We start from the raw sequence: 20,484 nt of genomic DNA, 5'->3' as shown, positions 1-20,484 counted from the left end.
GCACGGCGCGGCGTTCAACGCATCTTCGACTCACAGGAGCATTCACGATGAAGACCAAAGCAGCAATCGCATGGAAGGCCGGCGCACCGTTGACCATCGAGGAAGTCGACCTCGAAGGCCCGCGCGCCGGCGAAGTCCTGATCGAAGTTAAAGCGACGGGCATCTGCCACACCGACTACTACACGCTCTCCGGTGCCGACCCGGAAGGCATCTTCCCGGCCATTCTCGGCCATGAAGGCGCGGGCGTGATCGTGGACACGGGGCCGGGTGTCGGCACGCTGAAAAAGGGCGACCACGTCATTCCGCTCTATACGCCGGAATGCCGTCAGTGCAAGTTCTGTCTGTCGCGCAAGACCAACCTGTGTCAGGCGATTCGCGCGACGCAAGGCCGTGGCCTCATGCCGGACGCGACCTCGCGCTTCTCGCTCGACGGCAAGCCGCTCTTCCATTACATGGGCACCTCCACGTTTTCCAACTACATCGTTGTGCCTGAAATCGCGGTCGCGAAAGTGCGTGAAGACGCGCCGTTCGACAAGATCTGCTACATCGGCTGCGGCGTGACGACGGGTGTCGGCGCGGTCGTGTATTCGGCGAAGGTCGAAGCGGGCGCAAACGTCGTGGTGTTCGGGCTCGGCGGCATCGGCCTGAACGTCATTCAAGGCGCGAAGATGGTTGGCGCGGACAAGATCATCGGCGTGGACATCAATCCGGGCCGCGTCGAACTGGCAAAGAAGTTCGGCATGACGCACTTCATCAACCCGAACGAAGTCGGGAACGTGGTCGATCACATCGTACAGTTGACCGACGGCGGCGCGGACTACTCGTTCGAATGCGTCGGCAACGTGAAGCTGATGCGTCAGGCGCTCGAATGCACGCACAAGGGCTGGGGGCAGTCGTTCATCATCGGCGTGGCGGCGGCGGGCGAGGAGATCAGCACGCGTCCGTTCCAGCTCGTGACCGGCCGCGAGTGGAAGGGCTCGGCATTCGGCGGCGCGCGCGGGCGCACGGACGTGCCGAAGATCGTCGACTGGTACATGGAAGGCAAGATCAACATCGACGATCTGATCACCCACCGTCTGCCGCTCGAGCGCATCAACGAAGGCTTCGATCTGATGAAGAAGGGCGAGTCGATTCGCTCGGTCGTGCTGTACTGACGCGGCTCGGCCAAAGCGCCTAACGGCCCAACAAGGAGCAAGACGATGCTTGAGCTATTGTCGTCGCACGCCTGTCATGGCGGCGAGCAGCGTTTCTACCGGCACGAGTCGTCCACCATCGGCCTGCCCATGCGCTTTTCGGTGTACCTGCCGCCGCAAGCCCTGCAGGCAAGCGCGAAGGTGCCGGCGCTGTTCTATCTCGCGGGGCTCACCTGCACCGAGGAGACCTTCGCGATCAAGGCGGGCGCGCAGCGCTTCGCCGCGCAACACGGCGTGGCGCTCGTCGCGCCCGACACCAGCCCGCGCGGCGCGGGCGTGCCGGGCGAAAGCGCGGCATGGGACTTCGGCGTGGGCGCGGGCTTTTACGTCGACGCCACGCAGGAGCCGTGGGCGCGGCACTACCGCATGTACTCGTACGTGCGCGACGAGCTGCGCGAAACGGTCGTGAACGAGTTGCCCGTGGAAGGTTCGCGGCTTGGCATCTTCGGGCATTCAATGGGCGGGCACGGCGCGTTGATGCTGGCGCTGCGCAATCCGGAGATTTACCGCTCGGTGTCGGCATTCGCGCCTATTGCCGCGCCCACGCGTTGCCCGTGGGGCGAAAAAGCGTTCAGCGGCTATCTCGGCGAAGACCGCGCCACGTGGAAGGAATACGACGCGAGCGAGCTCGTGGCGCGCGCGTCGCGCAAGTTCGCGGAGGGCATTCTGGTCGATCAGGGTCTCGCCGACCAGTTCCTTGCCGAGCAGTTGTATCCGGACGTGTTCGAGGCGGCCTGCCGCGCCGCGGGGCAGCCGCTGACGCTGCGCCGTCACGCCGGATACGACCACGGGTATTACTTCATCTCGACCTTCATCGAGGACCACCTCGCGCACCACGCCAAGGTGCTGCTCGGCTGACGTGCATCGTGCCGATGGCGGCGCCCGGGCGGGCTGCCATCGGATCGATGCGGGTCAGCGGCGCTTGAGCAGACTCGCGCCATATACCACCGCCGAGAGCGCGGTGATCCAGAAGCTCGTCGGCCAATCCGTATAGAACGCCAGCGTCACGCCGAGCCACGCTTGCAGGAGCGCGAGGCCGGCAGCGAGCACGAGGCCGGCCGAGAGCCGCGTGGTCAGGTTTTGCGCGGCGGCGGCAGGGCCGACCATCAGCGTGAACACCAGCAGCACGCCGACAATCTGCGTGCACGCCGCCACGGCGAGCGCGGCAATCGCGAGAAACAGCACCGACACGAGGCGCAACGACACGCCCTTGGCTTCGGCCAGTTCGGGCTGCAGCGAAGCGAACAACAAAGGCCGCATAATCGCCGCGAGCGCGAGCAGGCTGACCACGCCAAGGCTCGCGAGCACCGCGAGCGTCGATTCGTTTACGCCCAGCACGTTGCCGAACAGCAGCGCGGTAACCTGCGTCGCATACGCGGTGAAGAAGTGCAGAAACAGCAGGCCGAAGCCGAGTGACAGCGAAAGAATCACGCCGATGGCAACGTCCCGCCCGGCGAGGCGCTCGCCGAGCGCGCCCATGCCGATGCCTGCCGCGAGCGTGAAGCCGACCATGCCCCAGATCGGCGAAATGCCGATCAGTACCGCGCCGGTCGCGCCGGTGAAGCCGACATGCGAGAGCGCATGGCCGGCGAAGGTTTGTCCGCGCATCACCAGAAAATAGCCGACCACGCCCGCGAGCACCGCGACGATTCCTGACGCGGCAAACGCGTTCACCATGAAGTCGTATTCAAACATCGTGCTTGTGTCCGTCGCGTGCGTTGGGTTGCTGCTGGTGCTTATGCTCGTGCGTAGGGCCGTGGGAGTGGCCGTGTGCATGCGAATGTCCGCCGCTCTCGTCGTGTTCGTGCTCGTGATCGTGCTTCTCCACTTCCACGTCACCCGACATCACGAAGATGCGCCCGTTCACGCGCATCACGTCGATCGGCGAACCGTAAAGGCGCGACAGCACGGGCCGCGTGATGACTTCGTCGACAGTGCCGAGCGCGGCGACGCCGCTGCCGAGATAGAGCACGCGATCGAGCGAGTTCAGAAGCGGATTCAATTCATGCGCCGAGAACAGCACCGCAATGCCGAGCTCCTGCTGCACGCGGCGCACGAGTTCCACCACGCTTTTCTGATGATGCGGATCGAGGCTGATCAGCGGCTCGTCGAGCAACAGCAGCTTCGGCGCGCCGAGCAGGCATTGCGCGAGCAGCAGGCGCTGACGCTCGCCGCCGGATAATTCGGAGAGCGGCCGCTCCGCGAGCTTGCGGCCGTCCACCAGTTCCAGCACGCGCTCGACGTCCGCGCGGGTTTTCGTGTCCGCGTGAGGCAGGCCCCAGCGGTGGCCGTCGGCCGCCATGGCGACGAAATCGCGGCCGCGCACGCGCCGCCCGGCAAGCGCGCTGCGCGTTTGCGGCATATAGCCGATCGCCGCGTTGCCGCGTGCGACGGCCTGGCCGAGCACGCGGATCGTGCCGCCTGCCGCCGGCACGAGGCCCAGCACCGCGCGCATCAGCGTGGTCTTGCCCGCGCCGTTCGGCCCGAGCACGCCGATGAATTCGCCTTGATTCACGACGAAGCCGGCATCGCGCAAGATCGTGCGGCCGCCCAGTTCGAGCGTGACGTGATCGAGTTCGAGCACAGGCGCGCGGTTTGCCGCGCGCGTCGCTTCACTTGCGGTGGGGGTGGCTGGCGTGCTGCGGCCAGTGACAGTCATTGACTTGTTCCTTTGACGCCCGCAGCCGATGCGCTGGCATGGGCGGCATTGCCGGCGTTACTTTTGGCGAGCGCCGCGCCGAGCGCGTCGAGCTGCGACAGCATCCACGTCTGATACGTGTTGCCGGCGGGCTCCGTCTCCGTGACGCTCACGGTCGGCACCTTCGATTGTTGCGCGAGGTTCAACATGCGTTTGGTCAGGGCCTCGGTTGCCTGGCTGTTATAGATCAGTACGCGCACGCGCTGTTCGCGCAGATCGCGCTCGAACGCGGCGATGTCCGACGCGCTCGCCTCCGTATCGTTCATGGCCGCCATCTGGAAGCGCATGTTGCGCATGGCGAGCCCGATGGCATCCGACATGTAGCCGAACACCGGCTCGGTTGCCGTAACCGGCGTACCTGCATAGCGGCCGTGCAGTTCGGCAACCTTCGCCTGAACCGGCTTCAGCGAATCGAGAAACTTCGCGAGGTTCGCATCGTACGCCGACTTGTGCGCGGGGTCAGCAGCGACGAGCGCCTCGGTCACCGCGTGCGCCACCTTCGGCATGGTCGCGAGGTCGTACCAGAGATGCGGGTTGTCGCCGCTCTTTCTGCCGGTCAGGTCGGCCGCGACGATCGTCTTGCGCTTGCCGCCCTGCGTGCTGCTCGACGCCGCCAGCAATTTTGCCATCCACGGATCGTAGTCGGCGCCGTTGTAGACCACAAGGCTTGCATGCTGCAACGCGCGCGCTGTCTTCGCGCTCGCCTCGAACAGATGCGGGTCCTGGTCGGGATTGCTGAGAATGCTCGTTACCTCGACGCGCTCGCCACCCAGTTGCTGCACCACGTCGCCGTAGAAGTTTTCCGCAGCGACCACGGGGATTTTCGCATCGGCAGCGAAAGCTGCATGGCTTAACGCGAACGCGGCTGTGACGGCGGCGACATATTTCGGAAGCAACATGGTGACGATCTTCTTCATGGTGTGTCCTGCTGCAAGAGGGTGGAACGAATCCCGAACGTAACGCCGTATTTGCTGCCGCCGCGCAGAACCCGCCGGGGCAGTGCGGCGGTTCTGACACGCGAGCAGCAAGCGTCATACAGGAACGGGAGCGGGTCAGGAAATGAGTTCGCAATGATATAACGTATCTCGTTTCGATGTCAGCAGGCGCGCAGTAAGGGGATCCGGGCAACGCAGACGCTCGTTGCGCGCTGCACCATCGAAATCTGACAGAGCGCCTTGACATGACCCGGTGCGTGTCCGATCATTCGATCACAAACAGAGCAATTGATCGCGTAATGAGCGTTCGCTCACCGCGCGTCGAAAAGCGGAATGAACTGGAGACAAAGCGTGGCGGCACGATTGCAGGACAAGGTGGCCATTCTGACAGGCGCGGCAAGCGGCATAGGCGAAGCCGTCGCGCGGCGCTATCTGGACGAAGGCGCGCAATGCGTGCTCGTCGACGTCAAGCCGGCGGACAGTTTCGGCGACACGCTGCGCGCCGCGTATGGCGAGCGCGTGCTGAGCGTGAGTGCGGATGTCACGCGCCGCGAGGATATCGAGCGCATCGTGGCGAGCACCGTCGACCGTTTCGGCCACATCGACATTCTCTTCAACAATGCGGCGCTCTTCGACATGCGCCCGCTCCTCGACGAGTCCTGGGACGTGTTCGACCGTCTGTTCGCGGTCAACGTCAAGGGCATGTTCTTTCTGATGCAGGCTGTTGCAAGACAGATGGTCGAGCAGGGCTGCGGCGGCAAGATCATCAATATGTCGTCTCAGGCGGGGCGGCGCGGCGAAGCGCTGGTGTCGCATTACTGCGCGACCAAGGCCGCGGTGCTGAGCTACACGCAATCCGCGGCACTGGCGCTCGCGCCGCACAAGATCAATGTGAACGGCATCGCGCCGGGTGTCGTCGATACGCCGATGTGGGAAGAGGTCGACGCGCTCTTCGCCCGTTACGAGAACCGGCCGCTCGGCGAGAAGAAGCGCCTCGTCGGCCAAGCGGTGCCGCTCGGGCGCATGGGCGTGCCGGAGGATCTGACCGGCGCCGCGCTCTTTCTCGCCTCGGCGGATGCGGACTACATCACCGCACAGACGCTTAACGTCGACGGCGGCAACTGGATGAGCTGAGCGAACGTGGCGCGCCTGCCCGGCTCTTCAGCGCAATTTGGCACAACAAACGCAGCATCACATAACGCACGAGAAAGGAGACAACACACATGAAACCAGCCCTCAAGTCCGCGCTCAAGATGGTTAGCGCAGGCGCTGCCGCCTGCTTTGCGCTGAGCGCGTCGGCGGCCACGGTGACCATCGCGACGCTGAACAACCCGGACATGATCGAGTTGAAGAAGCTCTCGCCCGAGTTTGAAAAGGCGAATCCGGACATCAAGCTGAACTGGGTGATTCTCGAGGAAAACGTGCTGCGTCAGCGGGCCACGACCGACATTACGACCGGCAGCGGCCAGTTCGACGTGATGACCATCGGCGCCTATGAAACGCCGCAATGGGGCAAGCGCGGCTGGCTCACGCCGCTCACGAACCTGCCCGCGGACTACGATCTCAATGACGTCGTCAAGACCGCGCGCGACGGCCTCTCGGCCGGCGGCCAGCTGTACGCGCTGCCGTTTTACGTCGAAAGCTCCATGACGTATTACCGTAAGGACCTGTTCGCGGCCAAGGGCCTGAAAATGCCGGATCAGCCGACCTACGAACAGATCGCGCAATTCGCCGACAAGCTCACCGACAAGGCCAACGGCATGTACGGCATCTGCCTGCGCGGCAAGGCGGGCTGGGGCGAGAACATGGCTTACGGCACGACGGTCGTGAACACCTTCGGCGGCCGCTGGTTCGACGAAAAGTGGCATGCGCAGCTCACGTCGCCGGAGTGGAAAAAGGCCATCACGTTCTATGTCGATCTGCTGAAGAAGAACGGGCCGCCGGGAGCGAGCTCGAACGGCTTCAATGAAAACCTCACGCTGATGTCCTCGGGCAAGTGCGCGATGTGGATCGACGCGACGGTGGCAGCCGGCATGCTGTACAACAAGCAGCAATCGCAGATCGCGGACAAGGTCGGCTTTGCAGCCGCGCCGGTCGCGGTCACGCCGAAGGGCTCGCACTGGCTGTGGGCGTGGGCGCTGGCCATTCCGAAGTCGTCGAAACAGGCCGACGCGGCGAAGAAGTTCATTACGTGGGCAACCTCCAAGCAGTACATCGAGCTGGTCGCGAAGGACGAAGGCTGGGCGTCGGTGCCGCCGGGCACGCGTCAATCCACTTACGCGCGCGCCGAGTACAAGCAGGCTGCACCGTTCGGCGACTTCGTGCTGAAGGCAATCGAATCGGCCGACCCGGAACATCCGACGTTGAAGCCGGTGCCGTACACAGGTGTGCAGTTCGTTGGGATTCCTGAGTTCCAGTCGTTCGGCACCGTGGTCGGGCAGAGCATTTCCGGTGCGATTGCCGGTCAGATGACGGTGGATCAGGCGCTCGCAGCGGGCCAGGCTACCGCGGATCGCGCGGTCAAGCAGGCCGGCTACCAGAAATGATCCGGCGCTAGCGCGCGAACCTCGCCACTGAAGTCGCGTGGCACACGCCGGCTGGCGCCCGTCAGCCGGCTCACGCAGTACAGCGGGCTGTCACGGCCGCGACCATACCGCCATGCCGTCGTTGCACGCAGTCGCAACGACACGGCACCCCGCGGTTCGTGCCGCCCGCGCATTATCGAACAGGTGGTCAATCATGCGTCCTCTGCGCCTGCCTCTCATGCATGCCCATCCTCAAACAGAAAAGGAACGCGAAGTCCGCAAAGCCCATTCGGCACGCTGGCTCGTGTCGCCGTCCGTCGCCGTCCTGGTGCTATGGATGACGATTCCGCTTGCGATGACAATCTGGTTCTCGTTCTCGCGCTACAACCTGCTCAATCCCGATCTGAAGGGATTTGCGGGCTTTGACAACTACCAGTTCCTGGCCGGCGATCCGTCGTTCGGCCCGTCGATTGGTCACACGCTGCAGTTGATCGTCTCGGTGCTCGTGATCACCGTGGTAGGCGGCGTGCTGATGGCGATTCTGTTCGACCGCAAGTTTTACGGCCAGGGCGTGGCGCGCCTGCTCGCCATCGCGCCGTTCTTCGTCATGCCCACGGTGAGCGCGCTCATCTGGAAGAACATGATTCTGCATCCGGTATATGGGCTGATCGCGCAGGGCATGCGCGCAATCGGCCTGCAGCCGATCGACTGGTTCGCCGAGTATCCGTTGACGGCGGTCATCATGATCGTCGCGTGGCAATGGCTGCCGTTCGCGTTCCTGATTCTGTTCACGGCGATCCAGTCGCTCGATCAGGAGCAGAAGGAAGCGGCGCGCATTGACGGCGCCGGGCCTTTCGCAATGTTCTTCTACATCACGCTGCCGCATCTGAAGCGCGCGATTGCCGTGGTCGTGATGATGGAGACGATTTTCCTGCTGTCCATCTTCGCCGAAATCTATACGACGACGGGCGGCGGCCCAGGCACCGCGACCACCAACCTTTCGTATCTGATCTATTCGCTCGGTCTGCAACAGTTCGACGTGGGTCTCGCGTCGGCGGGCGGCATTCTCGCTGTCGTGCTGGCCAATATCGTGTCGTTCTTCCTCGTGCGGATGCTCGCGAAGAACCTCAAAGGGGAGTACGAAAAATGAGCCACGTTGCCTCTACCCCGGCGTCGAGCGCGACGCCCGTCACCGTGCCGGCAAAGTCGCCGTTCGACGCGATCCGCCGCGCGATTCCCGGCGTGATCGCCTGGCTCGTCGCGCTGCTGCTGTTCTTCCCGATCTTCTGGATGACGATCACCGCATTCAAGACCGAGCAGCAGGCGTATTCGTCGTCGCTTTTCTTCACGCCGACGTTCGACAGTTTCCGCGAGGTGTTCGCGCGCAGCAGCTACTTTTCGTTTGCGTGGAATTCGATTCTGATTTCGGTTGGCGTCACGGTGCTTTGCCTGCTTCTGGCCGTGCCCGCCGCGTATGCGATGGCGTTTTTCCCCACGCGCCGCACGCAAAAAGTGCTGCTGTGGATGCTGTCGACCAAAATGATGCCCTCCGTCGGCGTGCTGGTGCCGATCTATCTGCTGTGGAAGAACAGCGGCCTGCTCGACACCGTATCGGGCCTCGTGATCGTCTATACGCTGATCAATCTGCCGATTGCCGTGTGGATGTCGTTCACCTATTTCGCCGAAATTCCGCGCGACATTCTCGAAGCCGGGCGAATCGACGGCGCGGCAACGTGGCAGGAAATCGTCTACCTGCTGATGCCGATGGCGCTGCCGGGGCTCGCTTCCACCGCACTGCTGCTCGTCATTCTGTCGTGGAACGAAGCGTTCTGGAGCATCAATCTGTCCAGCTCGAACGCCGCGCCGCTCACCGTGTTCATCGCGTCGTACTCGAGTCCGGAGGGCCTGTTCTGGGCCAAGCTGTCCGCGGCTTCGCTGCTTGCAGTGGCGCCGATCCTGATCGTCGGCTGGCTGTCGCAGAAGCAACTGGTCCGCGGCCTCACGTTCGGGGCGGTCAAATGACGGCAGGCACGAGTGCAGGAAACCTCGCGCTGATCTGCGATTGCGACGGCGTGCTGATCGACAGCGAAGCAGTGGCGGCACGCATGCTCGTGCAGGAACTGGAGGCGCGTTGGCCCGGCGCGGATGTCGAACCGGTGGTGTTGCCGCTGCTTGGCCTGCGCATAGAAAGAGTGCTGGAGGGCACGGCGATGCAGCTCGGCAAGAGCCTCGGCCTCGACGACATCGACGCGATCCGGCGTTCGGTCGAAGCCGCAGCCATGCAGGCGCCGGCGGTGCAAGGCATCGAGCAGGCGCTGGCCCAGGTGCCGCTCGTCAAAGGATGCGCGAGCAACAGTTTCCGGCCGTACGTGGAGACGGTTCTTGCACGCACGGGCCTCGTCAGGTTCTTTGGCGACCGTTTGTTCTGCGCCGACAGCGTGCCCAATCCGAAGCCCGCGCCCGACGTTTATCTGGCGGCCGCGCAAGGTTTGGGCCTCGCGCCGTCGGCGTGCCTCGTCGTCGAGGACAGCGTGACCGGCGTGAGCGCGGCAAGCGCGGCCGGCATGTCGGTGCTGGGTTTCATTGGCGGCGGCCATGCGAGCGACGCGCAGATAGACAAGCTGCATGCAGCCGGCGCACGTCATGTCTTCGACGACATGCTTCAGTTGCCGGAGCTTGTCGCGCAATGGGCGCTGAGCGCAACGGCCCCGGCGCCTTGAACCGGCAAAGCGCGCAAGACGTGCAAAGCGTGCAAAAGGCGCAAAAGGCGCAGGCATCCGACCCAAGCGGTTTCAGACACAGACAAAGCAACACCCAGGCATTACACGGAGACACATCATGGCAAGCGTAACTCTGCGCAACATCCGCAAGGCCTACGACGACACCGAGGTGATGCGCGACATCAACCTCGACATAGCGGACGGCGAGTTCGTTGTTTTCGTCGGCCCGAGCGGTTGCGGTAAATCGACCCTGATGCGGATGATCGCGGGCCTCGAGGACATCAGCGGCGGCGACCTCAGCATCGACGGTACGCGCATGAACGACGTGCCGCCGGCCAAGCGCGGCATCGCGATGGTGTTCCAGTCGTACGCGCTGTATCCGCACATGACGCTGTACGACAACATGGCGTTCGGCCTGAAGCTCGCCGGCACGAAAAAGCCGGAGATCGACGCAGCCGTGCGCAACGCTGCAAAGATCCTGCATATCGATCATCTGCTCGATCGCAAGCCCAAGCAGCTTTCGGGCGGCCAGCGCCAGCGCGTCGCAATCGGCCGTGCGATCACGCGCAAGCCCAAGGTGTTTCTATTCGACGAGCCGCTGTCGAATCTCGATGCCGCGCTGCGCGTGAAAATGCGCCTGGAGTTCGCGCGTCTGCATGACGAGCTGAAGACCACCATGATCTACGTGACGCACGATCAGGTCGAAGCAATGACGCTCGCGGACAAGATCGTCGTGCTGTCGGCGGGCAATCTCGAACAGGTCGGCAGTCCGACCATGCTGTATCACGCACCCGCGAACCGCTTTGTGGCGGGCTTCATCGGTTCGCCGAAAATGAACTTCATGGAAGGCGTCGTGCAGTCCGTCACGCACGACGGCGTGACCGTGCGCTATGAAACCGGCGAGACCCAGCGCGTGGCAGTCGAGCCCGGCTCGGTCAAGCAGGGGGACAAGGTGACGGTGGGAATTCGCCCTGAGCATCTGCACGTGGGCATGACGGAAGACGGCGTGTCGGCCCGCACGATGGCCGTCGAATCGCTCGGCGACGCCGCGTATCTGTATGCGGAGTCGAGCGTGGCGCCGGACGGTCTGATCGCGCGCATTCCGCCGCTCGACCGTCATGCGAAGGGCGACACGCAGAGGCTCGGCGCGACGCCTGAGCATTGCCATCTGTTCGACAGCGAAGGCAAGGCGTTTCAGCGCAAGATCGTCGAGGTGCTGGCGGCTTGAGTCCGTAGAGGCAGGAAGGAATGCCTTCCTGCCTTGTTCATATGAAGTGCGCGTGCGCAGCGTGAGATTTTATGCGTCCAGCGCCGCGCGCGCGCACAGCTCGTCGGTCACGAGCCCCGAGAGCCAGCCGCCCTTGAGCACCGCGATCAGCGCTTCGCGTTTGCGCTTGCCGCCTGCGAAGCCGATGGTGGGCCGCCGCGGCGGCGAGTCGATCGAAATACTCGTCACGCGCCGGCCCGTGGGCGATTCGACGCGTGCGCCGGCCGCATCGATCGGCAGGCCGAGCATCTCCGCCACCGCGCCGCTGTGCATCAGCTCCTTCACTTCAGCGGACGTGATGAAGCCGTCTTCGTGCAGCGGACATTTTGGCCCGATGTTGCCGATGCCGACAAACGCGACGTCCGCCTCCGCCGACAACGATTCGACAATCCGGTACAGCCGGTGATTGCACCACTGCGCGCGTTCGGCCTCGCTATCGGCAATGAGCGGTGCGGGCAGCAGGAAATGCTTGCCGCCCGTCTTCTCCGAAATATGCAGAGCGACGTCGTAGCGGTTCGATGAGCCGTCCTGAGCGATCGCGCCCACCATGGACACCAGCCGGTGTTGCGGACGGTCCAGCTGTGCGATCTGGTCGACCGCGGCTTTGAGCGTCCGGCCGCTGCTGACGGCGACCACCATCGGCTTGTCTTGCGCGAGGTAGCGCTCCATGACCTGCGCGCCCGCCACGGCGAGCTTGCGGTCGACTTCCTCGGGCGTGTCGCTGTCGATAGGCACCACTTCGCACATCGAAAGGCCATAGCGTTTGGACAACTGATCGGCAAGCGAAAGACAGTCGGCCAGTTGATGATCGACACGCACGCGAATCAGGTTCTTTTCCACCGCGAACGCAACGAGCCGCTGCGCGACCGGGCGCGATACCTGCAACTTTTCGGCTATCTCGTTCTGCGTATTGCCCGCGACGTAGTAAAGCCACGCGGCGCGAGTAGCAAGGTCTAGTTTTTCTGTGGACTTGGGCACGGTGACGATCCGCTTGAAGAGCGCCGGCTAGCGCAACCGGCGCCTGTATGTCGATGCATGTCGGTGCATATCGGGCCCGCCGGCTACGCCCCGCGTTGCCGTGCGCTCAGGCGAGCCGTTCGCGCGCGGGATCGAAGAGTGGCCGCACGTGGCGGTATAGCGCGCGATAGGCGTCGAGCCGCGCGCGCAATTGCGCATGCCGGCGCGGATTCGGCGTGAACTCTTTCTCGATCGGCGGCTTGGCGAGCACGGTCGCGGGATCGCCCCCGGCCGCGAGCCAGCCGAGACGCGCCGCGCCGAGCGCCGCGCCGGTCTCGCCGCCTCCGTGCTTGCGCGTCGCGGTATCCAGCGCGTCCGCGAGCAGTTGCGCCCAGTAATCGCTGCGCGCGCCGCCGCCCAGCAGCGACAACGCTTTTGCTTCAGTGCCGGCCGCGCGCAGCGCGTCGAGGCCGTCGGTGAGCGCGAGCGTTACGCCTTCCAGCACTGCATAGCCGAGCAGCGCGCGATCCGTCGCGTGATTCATGCCGAAAAAAACGCCCTGCGCATAGGGGTCGTTGTGCGGCGTGCGCTCACCTGAGAGATACGGCAAAAAGAGCGGCGCGGTGTTGAGCGCGTCCTCGGGCAATGCTTCGATTTCGGCGAGCAGCGTGGGTTCGTCGGTCGAGGTGAGCTTGCAGACCCAGCGCAAACAGCTTGCCGCGGAGAGCACGACGCTCATCTGATGCCAGCGGTCAGGGATCGCGTGGCAGAACGCATGCACGGCCGAAGCCGGGTTGGGCCTGAAGCTGTCGCCGACCACGCACAGCACGCCCGAGGTGCCGAGCGACACGAAGCCGTCGCCCGGCTGCGTCGCGCCGATGCCGATTGCGCTCGTCGCGTTGTCACCGCCGCCGGCCGCGACGATCACGCCGTCGCTCAAGCCCAGCTCGCGCGCGAGTTGCGGCAGCAGCGTGCCGGACGGCGCGCTGCCTTCGGCAAGCCCCGGCATCTGCGCGCGCGTCATGTTGCAAGCTGCGAGCAGCGAATCGGACCAGTCGCGTTTGGCTACGTCGAGCCACAGCGTGCCGGCCGCATCCGATGGATCGGACACCTTGCCGCCCGTCAGTTGCAGACGCAAGTAGTCTTTCGGCAGCAGCACGCATGCGGTGCGCGCAAAAATGTCGGGCTCGTGGCGCGCAACCCATAGCAGCTTGGGCGCGGTGAAACCCGGCATGGCCAGATTGCCAGCAACGCTGTGCAGTTCCGGCGCGCGCTCGGTGAGCTCGGCGCATTCCTTGTCGCTGCGCATGTCGTTCCACAGAATCGCGGGCCGCAGCACGCGATCCTCCGCATCCAGCAGCACGGCGCCATGCATCTGACCCGAGAGACCAATGCCGCGAATCTGCGCGAACTCGTCGGGGTGTTTCGCGCGCAAGGCGGCGAGCGCGCTTCGCGTGCCGGCCCACCAGTCTTCGGGATTCTGCTCGGCCCAGCGCTGATGCGGCCGCGACACCGTAAACGGTGAGCCAGCGGTGCCGATCACGCGCCCAGTGGAGGCGAGCAGCAGGACTTTCACTTCGGACGTGCCTAGGTCGATGCCGAGATACATGGGCGCGAAACCTTCGTCGTTGGAGATGCGCTACTTTAGCCGCACACGGCGCGCGGTGCCATGCGCATTAAGCCTGGCACCGCGCGCGATTCGATGGGACGCGCTAGCGCCTTTACACCTGGCCGCGTTTTGCGAGCCATACGTCGACTCGCGCCAACGCGCCGGCCAATGCGGATTCAAGCTCCTGCGTGCCGGCCATGCTGCCCCACAACAGCCGGTCCGCCGCGAAAGCCTGCAGCGGATCGGGCGCGGCGAAAAAGCCGCGCGCGACGCGCTCGTCCATCACGCCGTCCTGATAGGCGTAGGGCAGCTTGCCCGCCTGCCAGCGGTCGAGGAAGCGGAAGAACAGCGCAGGCAGCATCGCCGTGGCCGCGGGCGTGACGCCGCGCTCGAAACATTCGGCGAGCGTCGGTGCGATGAAGCCGGGCAGTTTGGAAAAGCCGTCGGCGGCCACGCGCTGGTTGGTGTCCTGGATATAAGGATTGCCGAAGCGCTCGAGCACCACGTCGCGATAGCGTTCGAGGTCGAGCGGGCTTGGCGTGAGGCAGCGGATCACGTCTTCGCTCACATAGTCGAAGGCGAACTGGCGGATCTCCGCGTCGTGGGTGCCTTCGTGAATGTAGTTCAGACCGACGAGCGTGCCCGCCCACGCAATGCAGCTATGCGTGGCGTTGAGAATGCGGATTTTCGCTTCTTCGTAGGGCAGCACCGACTCGACCAGCTCCGCGCCCACCTTTTCCCAGGCCGGACGGCCGGCAATGAAGCGCTCCTCGATCACCCATTGGATGAATGCTTCGCCCATCACCGGGCAGGCGTCGTCCACGCCCGTCGCGGCCTTCACGCGATCGCGCACGTCCGGCGTCGGGCGCGGCGTGATGCGGTCGACCATCGAACTCGGGCACGCGGTGTTGCGCTCGAACCATTGCGCGAGCTCTGCCTCGCCGCGCAATTCGAGAAATGCGCTCATGCCTGCATGAAAACGCTCGCCGTTGCGGCGCAGGTTGTCGCAGGTCTGCAACGTGAGTGGACCCGCGCCGGCTTTCATGCGCGCGTCGAGAATCGCCGCCAGCGCGCCGTAGATGGTCGTGTGTCCGCCTTTGAGGTCCGCCGCGAGATCGGCGTTGGCGCTGTCGAGCTGGTCGTGCTCGTCGAGGTAGTAGCCGCCTTCCGTGACCGTGAACGAGATGATCTTGCAGGCCGGATCGGCGCCGGCTTCAATCAATGCGTCAAGGCTTTCGGTCCACGGCACCACGCGTTCGATCGAGCGGATCGTCTCGTAGGCTCGCTCGCCTTGCGGCGTAACCGTCTCGAGCGTATAGACGCCGTCTTGCGCGGCCAGCGCTTCGAGCACCGCGTTCATGTCGCTGCGGATATTGCCGACGGTCAGCGACCAGTGCGGCTCGCCTGGCAGCTTCGCTTCGTTCAACCTGTGCAGATACCACGCCTGATGCGCGCGATGAAACGATCCCGCGCCGATATGCAGGATCACGTGTGCGGCCTCGCCGCTGCCTTGCCCGCTGCTCATGTGCGTCTCCATCTGTCTCAGCTGTTGCGCGGCCTGTCGCGCGCGTTTCTTTTCGGTGAGAGCATTTGCTCTGTATGTGGGCGAATGATCGTACCCGCCGAAACGAAAGTCAAGGCGAGCGCGCGATGTTTTCGTGGCGCGGCGCGGCGGCGCGCGGCGACAGGGCGGCGTCAACCGCACGTACGCCCGCCTCGCGGCGCGCTTCAAGCGCGTTTTGCAATGCATCATTCTTGACCTCGCGCGGCTCCGGACTTACCCGAATGCAAAAAAGTATCGGTCCGCGGTCTCATTTTTAGTGGTGGCTCGCGCGTTTGAAGGCTACTTTTCGCTCTACAAGACGAAGACAAGCGGACTCGTTCCAGGGCCGCTTCATGGAGGCAGACAGTGCAACCCGATCTGGAGATCGTGGCAGTACGCCGCGACGAGTCGTTCAAAGTGTGGTCGCACGGCTATCCGTATCGCACGGTACGCTGGCATTTTCATCCGGAATACGAGATTCATCTGATCGTGGCGACCACGGGCAAGATGTTCGTCGGCGATCACATCAGCAGCTTTGCGCCCGGCAATCTCGTGCTGATGGGGCCGAACCTGCCGCATAACTGGGTGAGCGACGTGCCCGAAGGCGAGAGCATCGCGCAGCGCAATCTGGTCGTGCAGTTCGGCCAGGAATTCGTGTCGAACTGTCTGGAGAGCTTTCCCGAATGGCGCCAGGTCGAGGCGCTGCTTGCCGATTCGCGCCGCGGCGTGTCGTTCGGGGCGCGCACGAGTGCAGCGATCCAGCCGCTCTTTCTCGAACTGCTGAATGCGCGCGGACTGCGCCGTCTGGTGCTGTTCATGTCGATGCTGGAAATACTGATGGGCGCCGAAGATCGCGAGACGCTTGCGAGCCCGGCTTATCAGGCGGACCCCACGGGTTTCGCGGCGACGCGTATCAACCACGTGCTCTCGTACATCGGCAAGAACCTCGCGAACGAGTTGCGCGAATCGGATCTTGCGCAACTCGCCGGCCAGAGCGTGAGCGCGTTTTCCCGCTATTTCCGCCGGCACACGGGCTTGCCGTTCGTGCAGTACGTGAATCGCATGCGGATCAATCTCGCGTGCCAGTTGCTGACCGACAGCGAACTGAGCGTGACCGATATCTGCTTCAAGGCGGGCTTTAACAACCTGTCGAATTTCAACCGGCAATTTCTCGCGGTCAAGGGCATGGCGCCTTCCAGGTTTCGCCGCTATCAGCAACTGAACGACGCGAGCCGCGATGCGTCGGAGGAAGCCGCGGCGCGCGGCCGGGGCATCGACGATGCGCCCGCCATCGTGCTCGCGCCGGGCTTGCCGCGTCCAGCGGCGGCTGCTTACCCACCCACATAGCACCAACCTGGCACCAACCTGGCAGCCACATAGTCCACCGCCGGGCTTTTTCAGCAAGGCACTTTGCATCACCACGTTCAACACGCATCGCGCTGTCCGACGACAGCGCGAGGGACGTGCTCACTTCAAAAACGGAGACAACCATGACCCAAACCACCATCAAGCAGGCATCGTCGACTCACTTCGCGCGGCGCAGCGCTCTGTTCGCGAGCCTCGCATTGAGCCTCTCGTTCATCGCCGCGCCGGCCGCGCACGCCGCGCCGCTGAAGATCGGCATGACGTTTCAGGAGCTCAACAATCCCTACTTCGTGACGATGCAGAAGGCGCTGAACGAAGCGGCTGCATCGACCGGCGCAACGGTGGTCGTGACCGACGCGCATCACGACGTGAGCAAGCAGGTGAGCGACGTGGAGGACATGCTGCAGAAGAAGATCGACATCCTGCTCGTGAACCCGACCGATTCCACGGGCATTCAATCGGCCGTGACGTCAGCGAAAAAAGCGGGCGTGGTGGTGGTCGCCGTGGATGCGAACGCGAACGGACCGGTCGATTCTTTCGTGGGCTCGAAGAACTTCGACGCGGGACAGATGGCCTGCGAGTACCTGGCGAAGTCGATTGGCGGCAGCGGCGAAGTCGCCATTCTCGACGGTATTCCGGTGGTACCGATTCTCGAACGTGTGCGCGGCTGCAAAGCGGCGCTCGCGAAGTCGCCGAACGTGAAGCTCGTGGATACGCAAAACGGCAAGCAGGAACGCGCAACCGCGCTTTCCGTAACCGAAAACATGATCCAGGCGCATCCGAACCTGAAGGGCATTTTCAGCGTGAATGACGGCGGTTCGATGGGTGCGCTGTCCGCTATCGAGTCCTCCGGCAAAGACATCAAGCTGACGAGCGTCGACGGCGCGCCCGAAGCGATTGCCGCGATCCAGAAGCCGAATTCGAAATTCGTCGAGACTTCCGCGCAGTTTCCTGCGGACCAGGTGCGCATTGCGCTCGGCATCGCATATGCGAAGAAGTGGGGCGCCAATGTGCCGAAGGCAATTCCCGTCGACGTGAAGATGATCGACCGCAGCAACGCGAAGGGTTTTAGCTGGTAAGCCGAAGGCCCGCCGCTGTGGCGTGCGGCAATTTCATGGTCGCCGGCATGGCGGCGGGCAGCGATGGAGCACCCGATGGGCACGATACTCAAGCTCGAGAACATCAGCAAAAGTTTTCCCGGCGTGAAGGCGTTGCAAGGCATTCACCTGGAAATTGCGCGCGGCGAGATTCACGCGCTGCTCGGCGAAAACGGCGCGGGTAAGTCGACGCTGATGAAAATCCTGTGCGGCATCTATCAGCCGGACGAAGGCACGATCACGATCGAAGGCACGGCGCGCCACTTCGCGAACTATCACGACGCGGTGGCGGCCGGCGTCGGCATCGTGTTTCAGGAATTCAGCCTGATTCCGTACCTGAACGCGGTGGAGAACATGTTTCTCGGCCGCGAAATGAAGAATGGTCTGGGTCTGCTCGAGCGCGGCAAGATGCGGCGCGCGGCAGCGGAAATTTTCGCGCGGCTCGGCGTGTCGATCGACCTGTCCGTGCCGATTCGCGAACTCTCGGTTGCGCAGCAGCAGTTTGTCGAGATCGGCAAGGCGCTCTCGCTCGAAGCGCGCATTCTGATTCTCGACGAACCGACCGCCACGCTCACGCCCGCCGAAGCGGAGCATCTGTTCGCGATCATGCGGGAGCTGAAGCAGCAGGGCGTCGCGATGATCTTCATCTCGCACCACCTCGAAGAAATTTTTGAGGTGTGCGACCGCATCACGGTGTTGCGCGACGGTCAGTACGTCGGCATGACCGAAGTCGCGCAGTCGGACGTGAGCCGTCTTGTCGAGATGATGGTGGGACGCCGCATCGAGAACAGTTTTCCGCCCAAGCCGGCATTGCGCGCGGATGCAAAGATCGTGCTGGACGTGCAGAAGCTGCAATTGCTGAAAGACGGCCCGGTGCTGCAATTCAAGCTGCGCGAAGGGGAAATTCTGGGCTTTGCGGGACTGGTCGGATCGGGGCGCACCGAGACCGCGCTCGCGGTGATAGGCGCGGACCCCGCCTATGCGAAGGACATTCGCATCAACGGCGAAGCCGCGAAGCTGTCTGACCCTGCCGACGCGTTGCGCGCAGGCGTGGGTATTCTTCCGGAAAGCCGCAAGACCGAAGGGCTGATCACGGACTTTTCGATCAAGCAGAACATCTCGATCAACAATCTCGGCAAGTATCGCTCGTTGCGGTTTTTCATCGACCAGCGCAGCGAAGCGCGCGCCACCGCCGACATCATGAAGCGCGTGGGCGTGAAGGCGCCGACCATGCACACCGAGGTGGCGACGCTGTCGGGCGGCAACCAGCAGAAAGTGGTGATCGCCCGCTGGCTGAACCATCACACCAACATCCTGATCTTCGACGAACCGACGCGCGGCATCGACGTCGGCGCGAAGTCGGAAATCTATCTGCTGATGCGCGAACTCACCGCGCGCGGCTATTCGATCATCATGATTTCGTCGGAGCTGCCTGAGATTGTCGGCATGTGCGACCGCGTCGCCGTGTTCCGGCAAGGCCGCATCGAAGCGCTGCTCGAAGGCGATCAGATCGACTCGAACGCCGTCATGACCTATGCAACCGCCGGCACTCGTGGAGCTTTGCATGAACACGCCTAATCCTTCTTCGTCGCCGAAAACGTCGACTATCAGCGGCAATACGCCGGGCGCACCGGTGCGCTTCACGTGGGCCGCGTTAAAGCGCTCGACGCTCTTTTATCCGTTTATCGGCCTGCTGGTGGTTTGCATCGTGATGGTGTTTGCAAGCGACAGCTTCCTGTCGGCCGCGAACATCGAAAACGTGCTGCGCCAGGTGTCGATCAACGCGATCATCGCGGTCGGCATGACGTGCGTGATTCTCACTGGCGGCATCGACCTCTCGGTAGGGTCGGTGATGGCGCTCTCCGGCACGCTCGCCGCCGGTCTGATGGTGGCCGGCATGAATGCGCTTGCCGCGTTGGCAACAGGTGTCGCGGTGGGTCTCGGCTTCGGCGCGGCGAATGGCTTCTTCGTTGCGTTTGCCGGCATGCCGCCGATCATCGTGACGCTCGCAACGATGGGCATTGCGCGCGGCCTCGCGCTCATCTACACCGGCGGCTATCCGATCGACGGCTTGCCCGAATGGGTCAGCTTCTTCGGCAGCGGCAAGATTCTCGGCATTCAGGCGCCGGTCGTGATCATGGCGGTGATCTACGTGATCGCGTGGGTGCTGCTGGAACGCATGCCGTTTGGCCGCTACGTGTATGCAATCGGCGGCAATGAACAGGCGACGCGTCTGTCCGGCGTGCGCGTGGCGCGGGTCAAGCTGATCGTCTACACCATCGCCGGGCTGACGTCCTCTTTCGCGGCAATCGTTCTGACAGCCCGTTTGATGAGCGGGCAGCCCAACGCAGGCGTGGGGTTCGAATTAGATGCCATTGCCGCCGTCGTGATGGGCGGCACCTCGATTTCCGGCGGACGCGGTTCCATTGTCGGCACGCTGATCGGCGCGCTGCTGCTCGGCGTATTGAACAACGGCCTGAACATGGTCGGCGTGAATCCGTATGTGCAGAACGTGATCAAGGGCGGAATCATTTTGCTCGCGATCTACATCAGCCGCGACCGCAGAAAGTAATGC

18 protein-coding genes are annotated in these 20,484 nt (G+C 63.7%); 12 read left to right on the top strand and 6 right to left on the bottom strand.

Features of this window, described 5'->3' with window-relative positions:
• Positions 1-47: 47 nt before the first annotated feature.
• Together F757_RS0117180 and fghA are read left to right on the top strand one after the other, a co-directional pair.
• Complete coding sequence (locus tag F757_RS0117180) at positions 48-1,154, top strand: S-(hydroxymethyl)glutathione dehydrogenase/class III alcohol dehydrogenase (RefSeq protein WP_027212469.1); 1,107 nt, start codon at positions 48-50, stop codon at positions 1,152-1,154.
• Between the two features lie 45 nt (positions 1,155-1,199).
• Positions 1,200-2,051 (top strand): S-formylglutathione hydrolase, encoded by an 852-nt coding sequence (gene fghA / locus F757_RS0117175; protein ID WP_027212468.1) that lies wholly within the window; start codon positions 1,200-1,202, stop codon positions 2,049-2,051.
• A 54-nt stretch (positions 2,052-2,105) separates the two neighbouring features.
• Here fghA and F757_RS0117170 read toward each other — a convergent pair whose 3' ends face one another.
• Genes F757_RS0117170 through F757_RS0117160 form a run of 3 tightly spaced genes read right to left on the bottom strand, consistent with a single transcriptional unit; the run spans position 2,106 to position 4,808 of the window.
• Positions 2,106-2,888, bottom strand: coding sequence for a metal ABC transporter permease (locus F757_RS0117170; protein WP_013340368.1), 783 nt, complete (start codon positions 2,886-2,888; stop codon positions 2,106-2,108).
• Complete coding sequence (locus F757_RS0117165) at positions 2,881-3,852, bottom strand: ABC transporter ATP-binding protein (RefSeq protein WP_027212467.1); 972 nt, start codon at positions 3,850-3,852, stop codon at positions 2,881-2,883. Before F757_RS0117165 ends, F757_RS0117170 begins: the two co-directional genes overlap by 8 nt.
• Positions 3,849-4,808: a metal ABC transporter solute-binding protein gene (locus F757_RS0117160; RefSeq protein ID WP_027212466.1), complete on the bottom strand. Its 960-nt coding sequence runs from the start codon at positions 4,806-4,808 to the stop codon at positions 3,849-3,851. The genes F757_RS0117165 and F757_RS0117160 overlap by 4 nt, the downstream gene beginning before the upstream one ends.
• Before the next feature lie 351 nt (positions 4,809-5,159).
• On the opposite strand from F757_RS0117160, the gene F757_RS0117155 reads away from it, so the two are divergent.
• From F757_RS0117155 to F757_RS0117130, 6 genes are all read left to right on the top strand, one after another.
• Positions 5,160-5,960 carry an L-iditol 2-dehydrogenase gene (locus F757_RS0117155; RefSeq protein ID WP_035467018.1) on the top strand — a complete coding sequence of 267 codons (801 nt, stop codon included), beginning with the start codon at positions 5,160-5,162 and terminating at the stop codon, positions 5,958-5,960.
• 89 nt (positions 5,961-6,049) lie between these two features.
• On the top strand, positions 6,050-7,372 hold the full coding sequence (locus F757_RS0117150) for an ABC transporter substrate-binding protein (protein ID WP_027212464.1): 1,323 nt from the start codon (positions 6,050-6,052) through the stop codon (positions 7,370-7,372).
• Between the two features lie 193 nt (positions 7,373-7,565).
• Positions 7,566-8,501 (top strand): carbohydrate ABC transporter permease, encoded by a 936-nt coding sequence (locus tag F757_RS0117145; protein WP_027212463.1) that lies wholly within the window; start codon positions 7,566-7,568, stop codon positions 8,499-8,501.
• Positions 8,498-9,373 carry a carbohydrate ABC transporter permease gene (locus tag F757_RS0117140; RefSeq protein WP_027212462.1) on the top strand — a complete coding sequence of 292 codons (876 nt, stop codon included), beginning with the start codon at positions 8,498-8,500 and terminating at the stop codon, positions 9,371-9,373. Before F757_RS0117145 ends, F757_RS0117140 begins: the two co-directional genes overlap by 4 nt.
• On the top strand, positions 9,370-10,071 hold the full coding sequence (locus F757_RS0117135) for an HAD family hydrolase (RefSeq protein WP_027212461.1): 702 nt from the start codon (positions 9,370-9,372) through the stop codon (positions 10,069-10,071). Before F757_RS0117140 ends, F757_RS0117135 begins: the two co-directional genes overlap by 4 nt.
• 118 nt (positions 10,072-10,189) lie before the next feature.
• On the top strand, positions 10,190-11,299 hold the full coding sequence (locus F757_RS0117130) for an ABC transporter ATP-binding protein (RefSeq protein WP_027212460.1): 1,110 nt from the start codon (positions 10,190-10,192) through the stop codon (positions 11,297-11,299).
• A gap of 69 nt (positions 11,300-11,368) precedes the next feature.
• On the opposite strand, the gene F757_RS0117125 is transcribed toward F757_RS0117130, so the two are convergent.
• The 3 genes from F757_RS0117125 to dalD form a co-directional block, all read right to left on the bottom strand.
• Positions 11,369-12,316, bottom strand: a complete 948-nt coding sequence (locus F757_RS0117125; protein ID WP_027212459.1) for a sugar-binding transcriptional regulator — start codon at positions 12,314-12,316, stop codon at positions 11,369-11,371.
• Between the two features lie 106 nt (positions 12,317-12,422).
• On the bottom strand, positions 12,423-13,904 hold the full coding sequence (gene xylB / locus F757_RS0117120) for a xylulokinase (RefSeq protein WP_027212458.1): 1,482 nt from the start codon (positions 13,902-13,904) through the stop codon (positions 12,423-12,425).
• Between the two features lie 112 nt (positions 13,905-14,016).
• A complete protein-coding gene (gene dalD / locus F757_RS0117115; protein WP_027212457.1) occupies positions 14,017-15,429 on the bottom strand; it encodes a D-arabinitol 4-dehydrogenase in 1,413 nt (470 codons plus the stop codon).
• A 384-nt stretch (positions 15,430-15,813) separates the two neighbouring features.
• Between dalD and F757_RS0117110 the strand changes: the two genes are divergently transcribed.
• The 4 genes from F757_RS0117110 to F757_RS0117095 all read left to right on the top strand — a co-directional run bounded on the left by F757_RS0117110 (position 15,814) and on the right by F757_RS0117095 (position 20,481).
• Positions 15,814-16,794, top strand: a complete 981-nt coding sequence (locus F757_RS0117110) for an AraC family transcriptional regulator (RefSeq protein WP_027212456.1) — start codon at positions 15,814-15,816, stop codon at positions 16,792-16,794.
• Positions 16,795-16,937: 143 nt separating this feature from the next.
• On the top strand, positions 16,938-17,891 hold the full coding sequence (locus F757_RS0117105; protein WP_027212455.1) for an ABC transporter substrate-binding protein: 954 nt from the start codon (positions 16,938-16,940) through the stop codon (positions 17,889-17,891).
• A gap of 75 nt (positions 17,892-17,966) precedes the next feature.
• On the top strand, positions 17,967-19,487 hold the full coding sequence (locus F757_RS0117100; RefSeq protein WP_027212454.1) for a sugar ABC transporter ATP-binding protein: 1,521 nt from the start codon (positions 17,967-17,969) through the stop codon (positions 19,485-19,487).
• Positions 19,474-20,481: an ABC transporter permease gene (locus F757_RS0117095; protein ID WP_027212453.1), complete on the top strand. Its 1,008-nt coding sequence runs from the start codon at positions 19,474-19,476 to the stop codon at positions 20,479-20,481. The genes F757_RS0117100 and F757_RS0117095 overlap by 14 nt, the downstream gene beginning before the upstream one ends.
• The last annotated feature ends 3 nt before the right edge of the window (positions 20,482-20,484 follow it).

This window comes from Burkholderia sp. WSM2232 (assembly GCF_000472545.1).
Taxonomy (GTDB): domain Bacteria; phylum Pseudomonadota; class Gammaproteobacteria; order Burkholderiales; family Burkholderiaceae; genus Paraburkholderia.
Note: the sequence above shows the minus strand (reverse complement) of the source record. Positions and strands in the feature narration are given on the sequence as shown.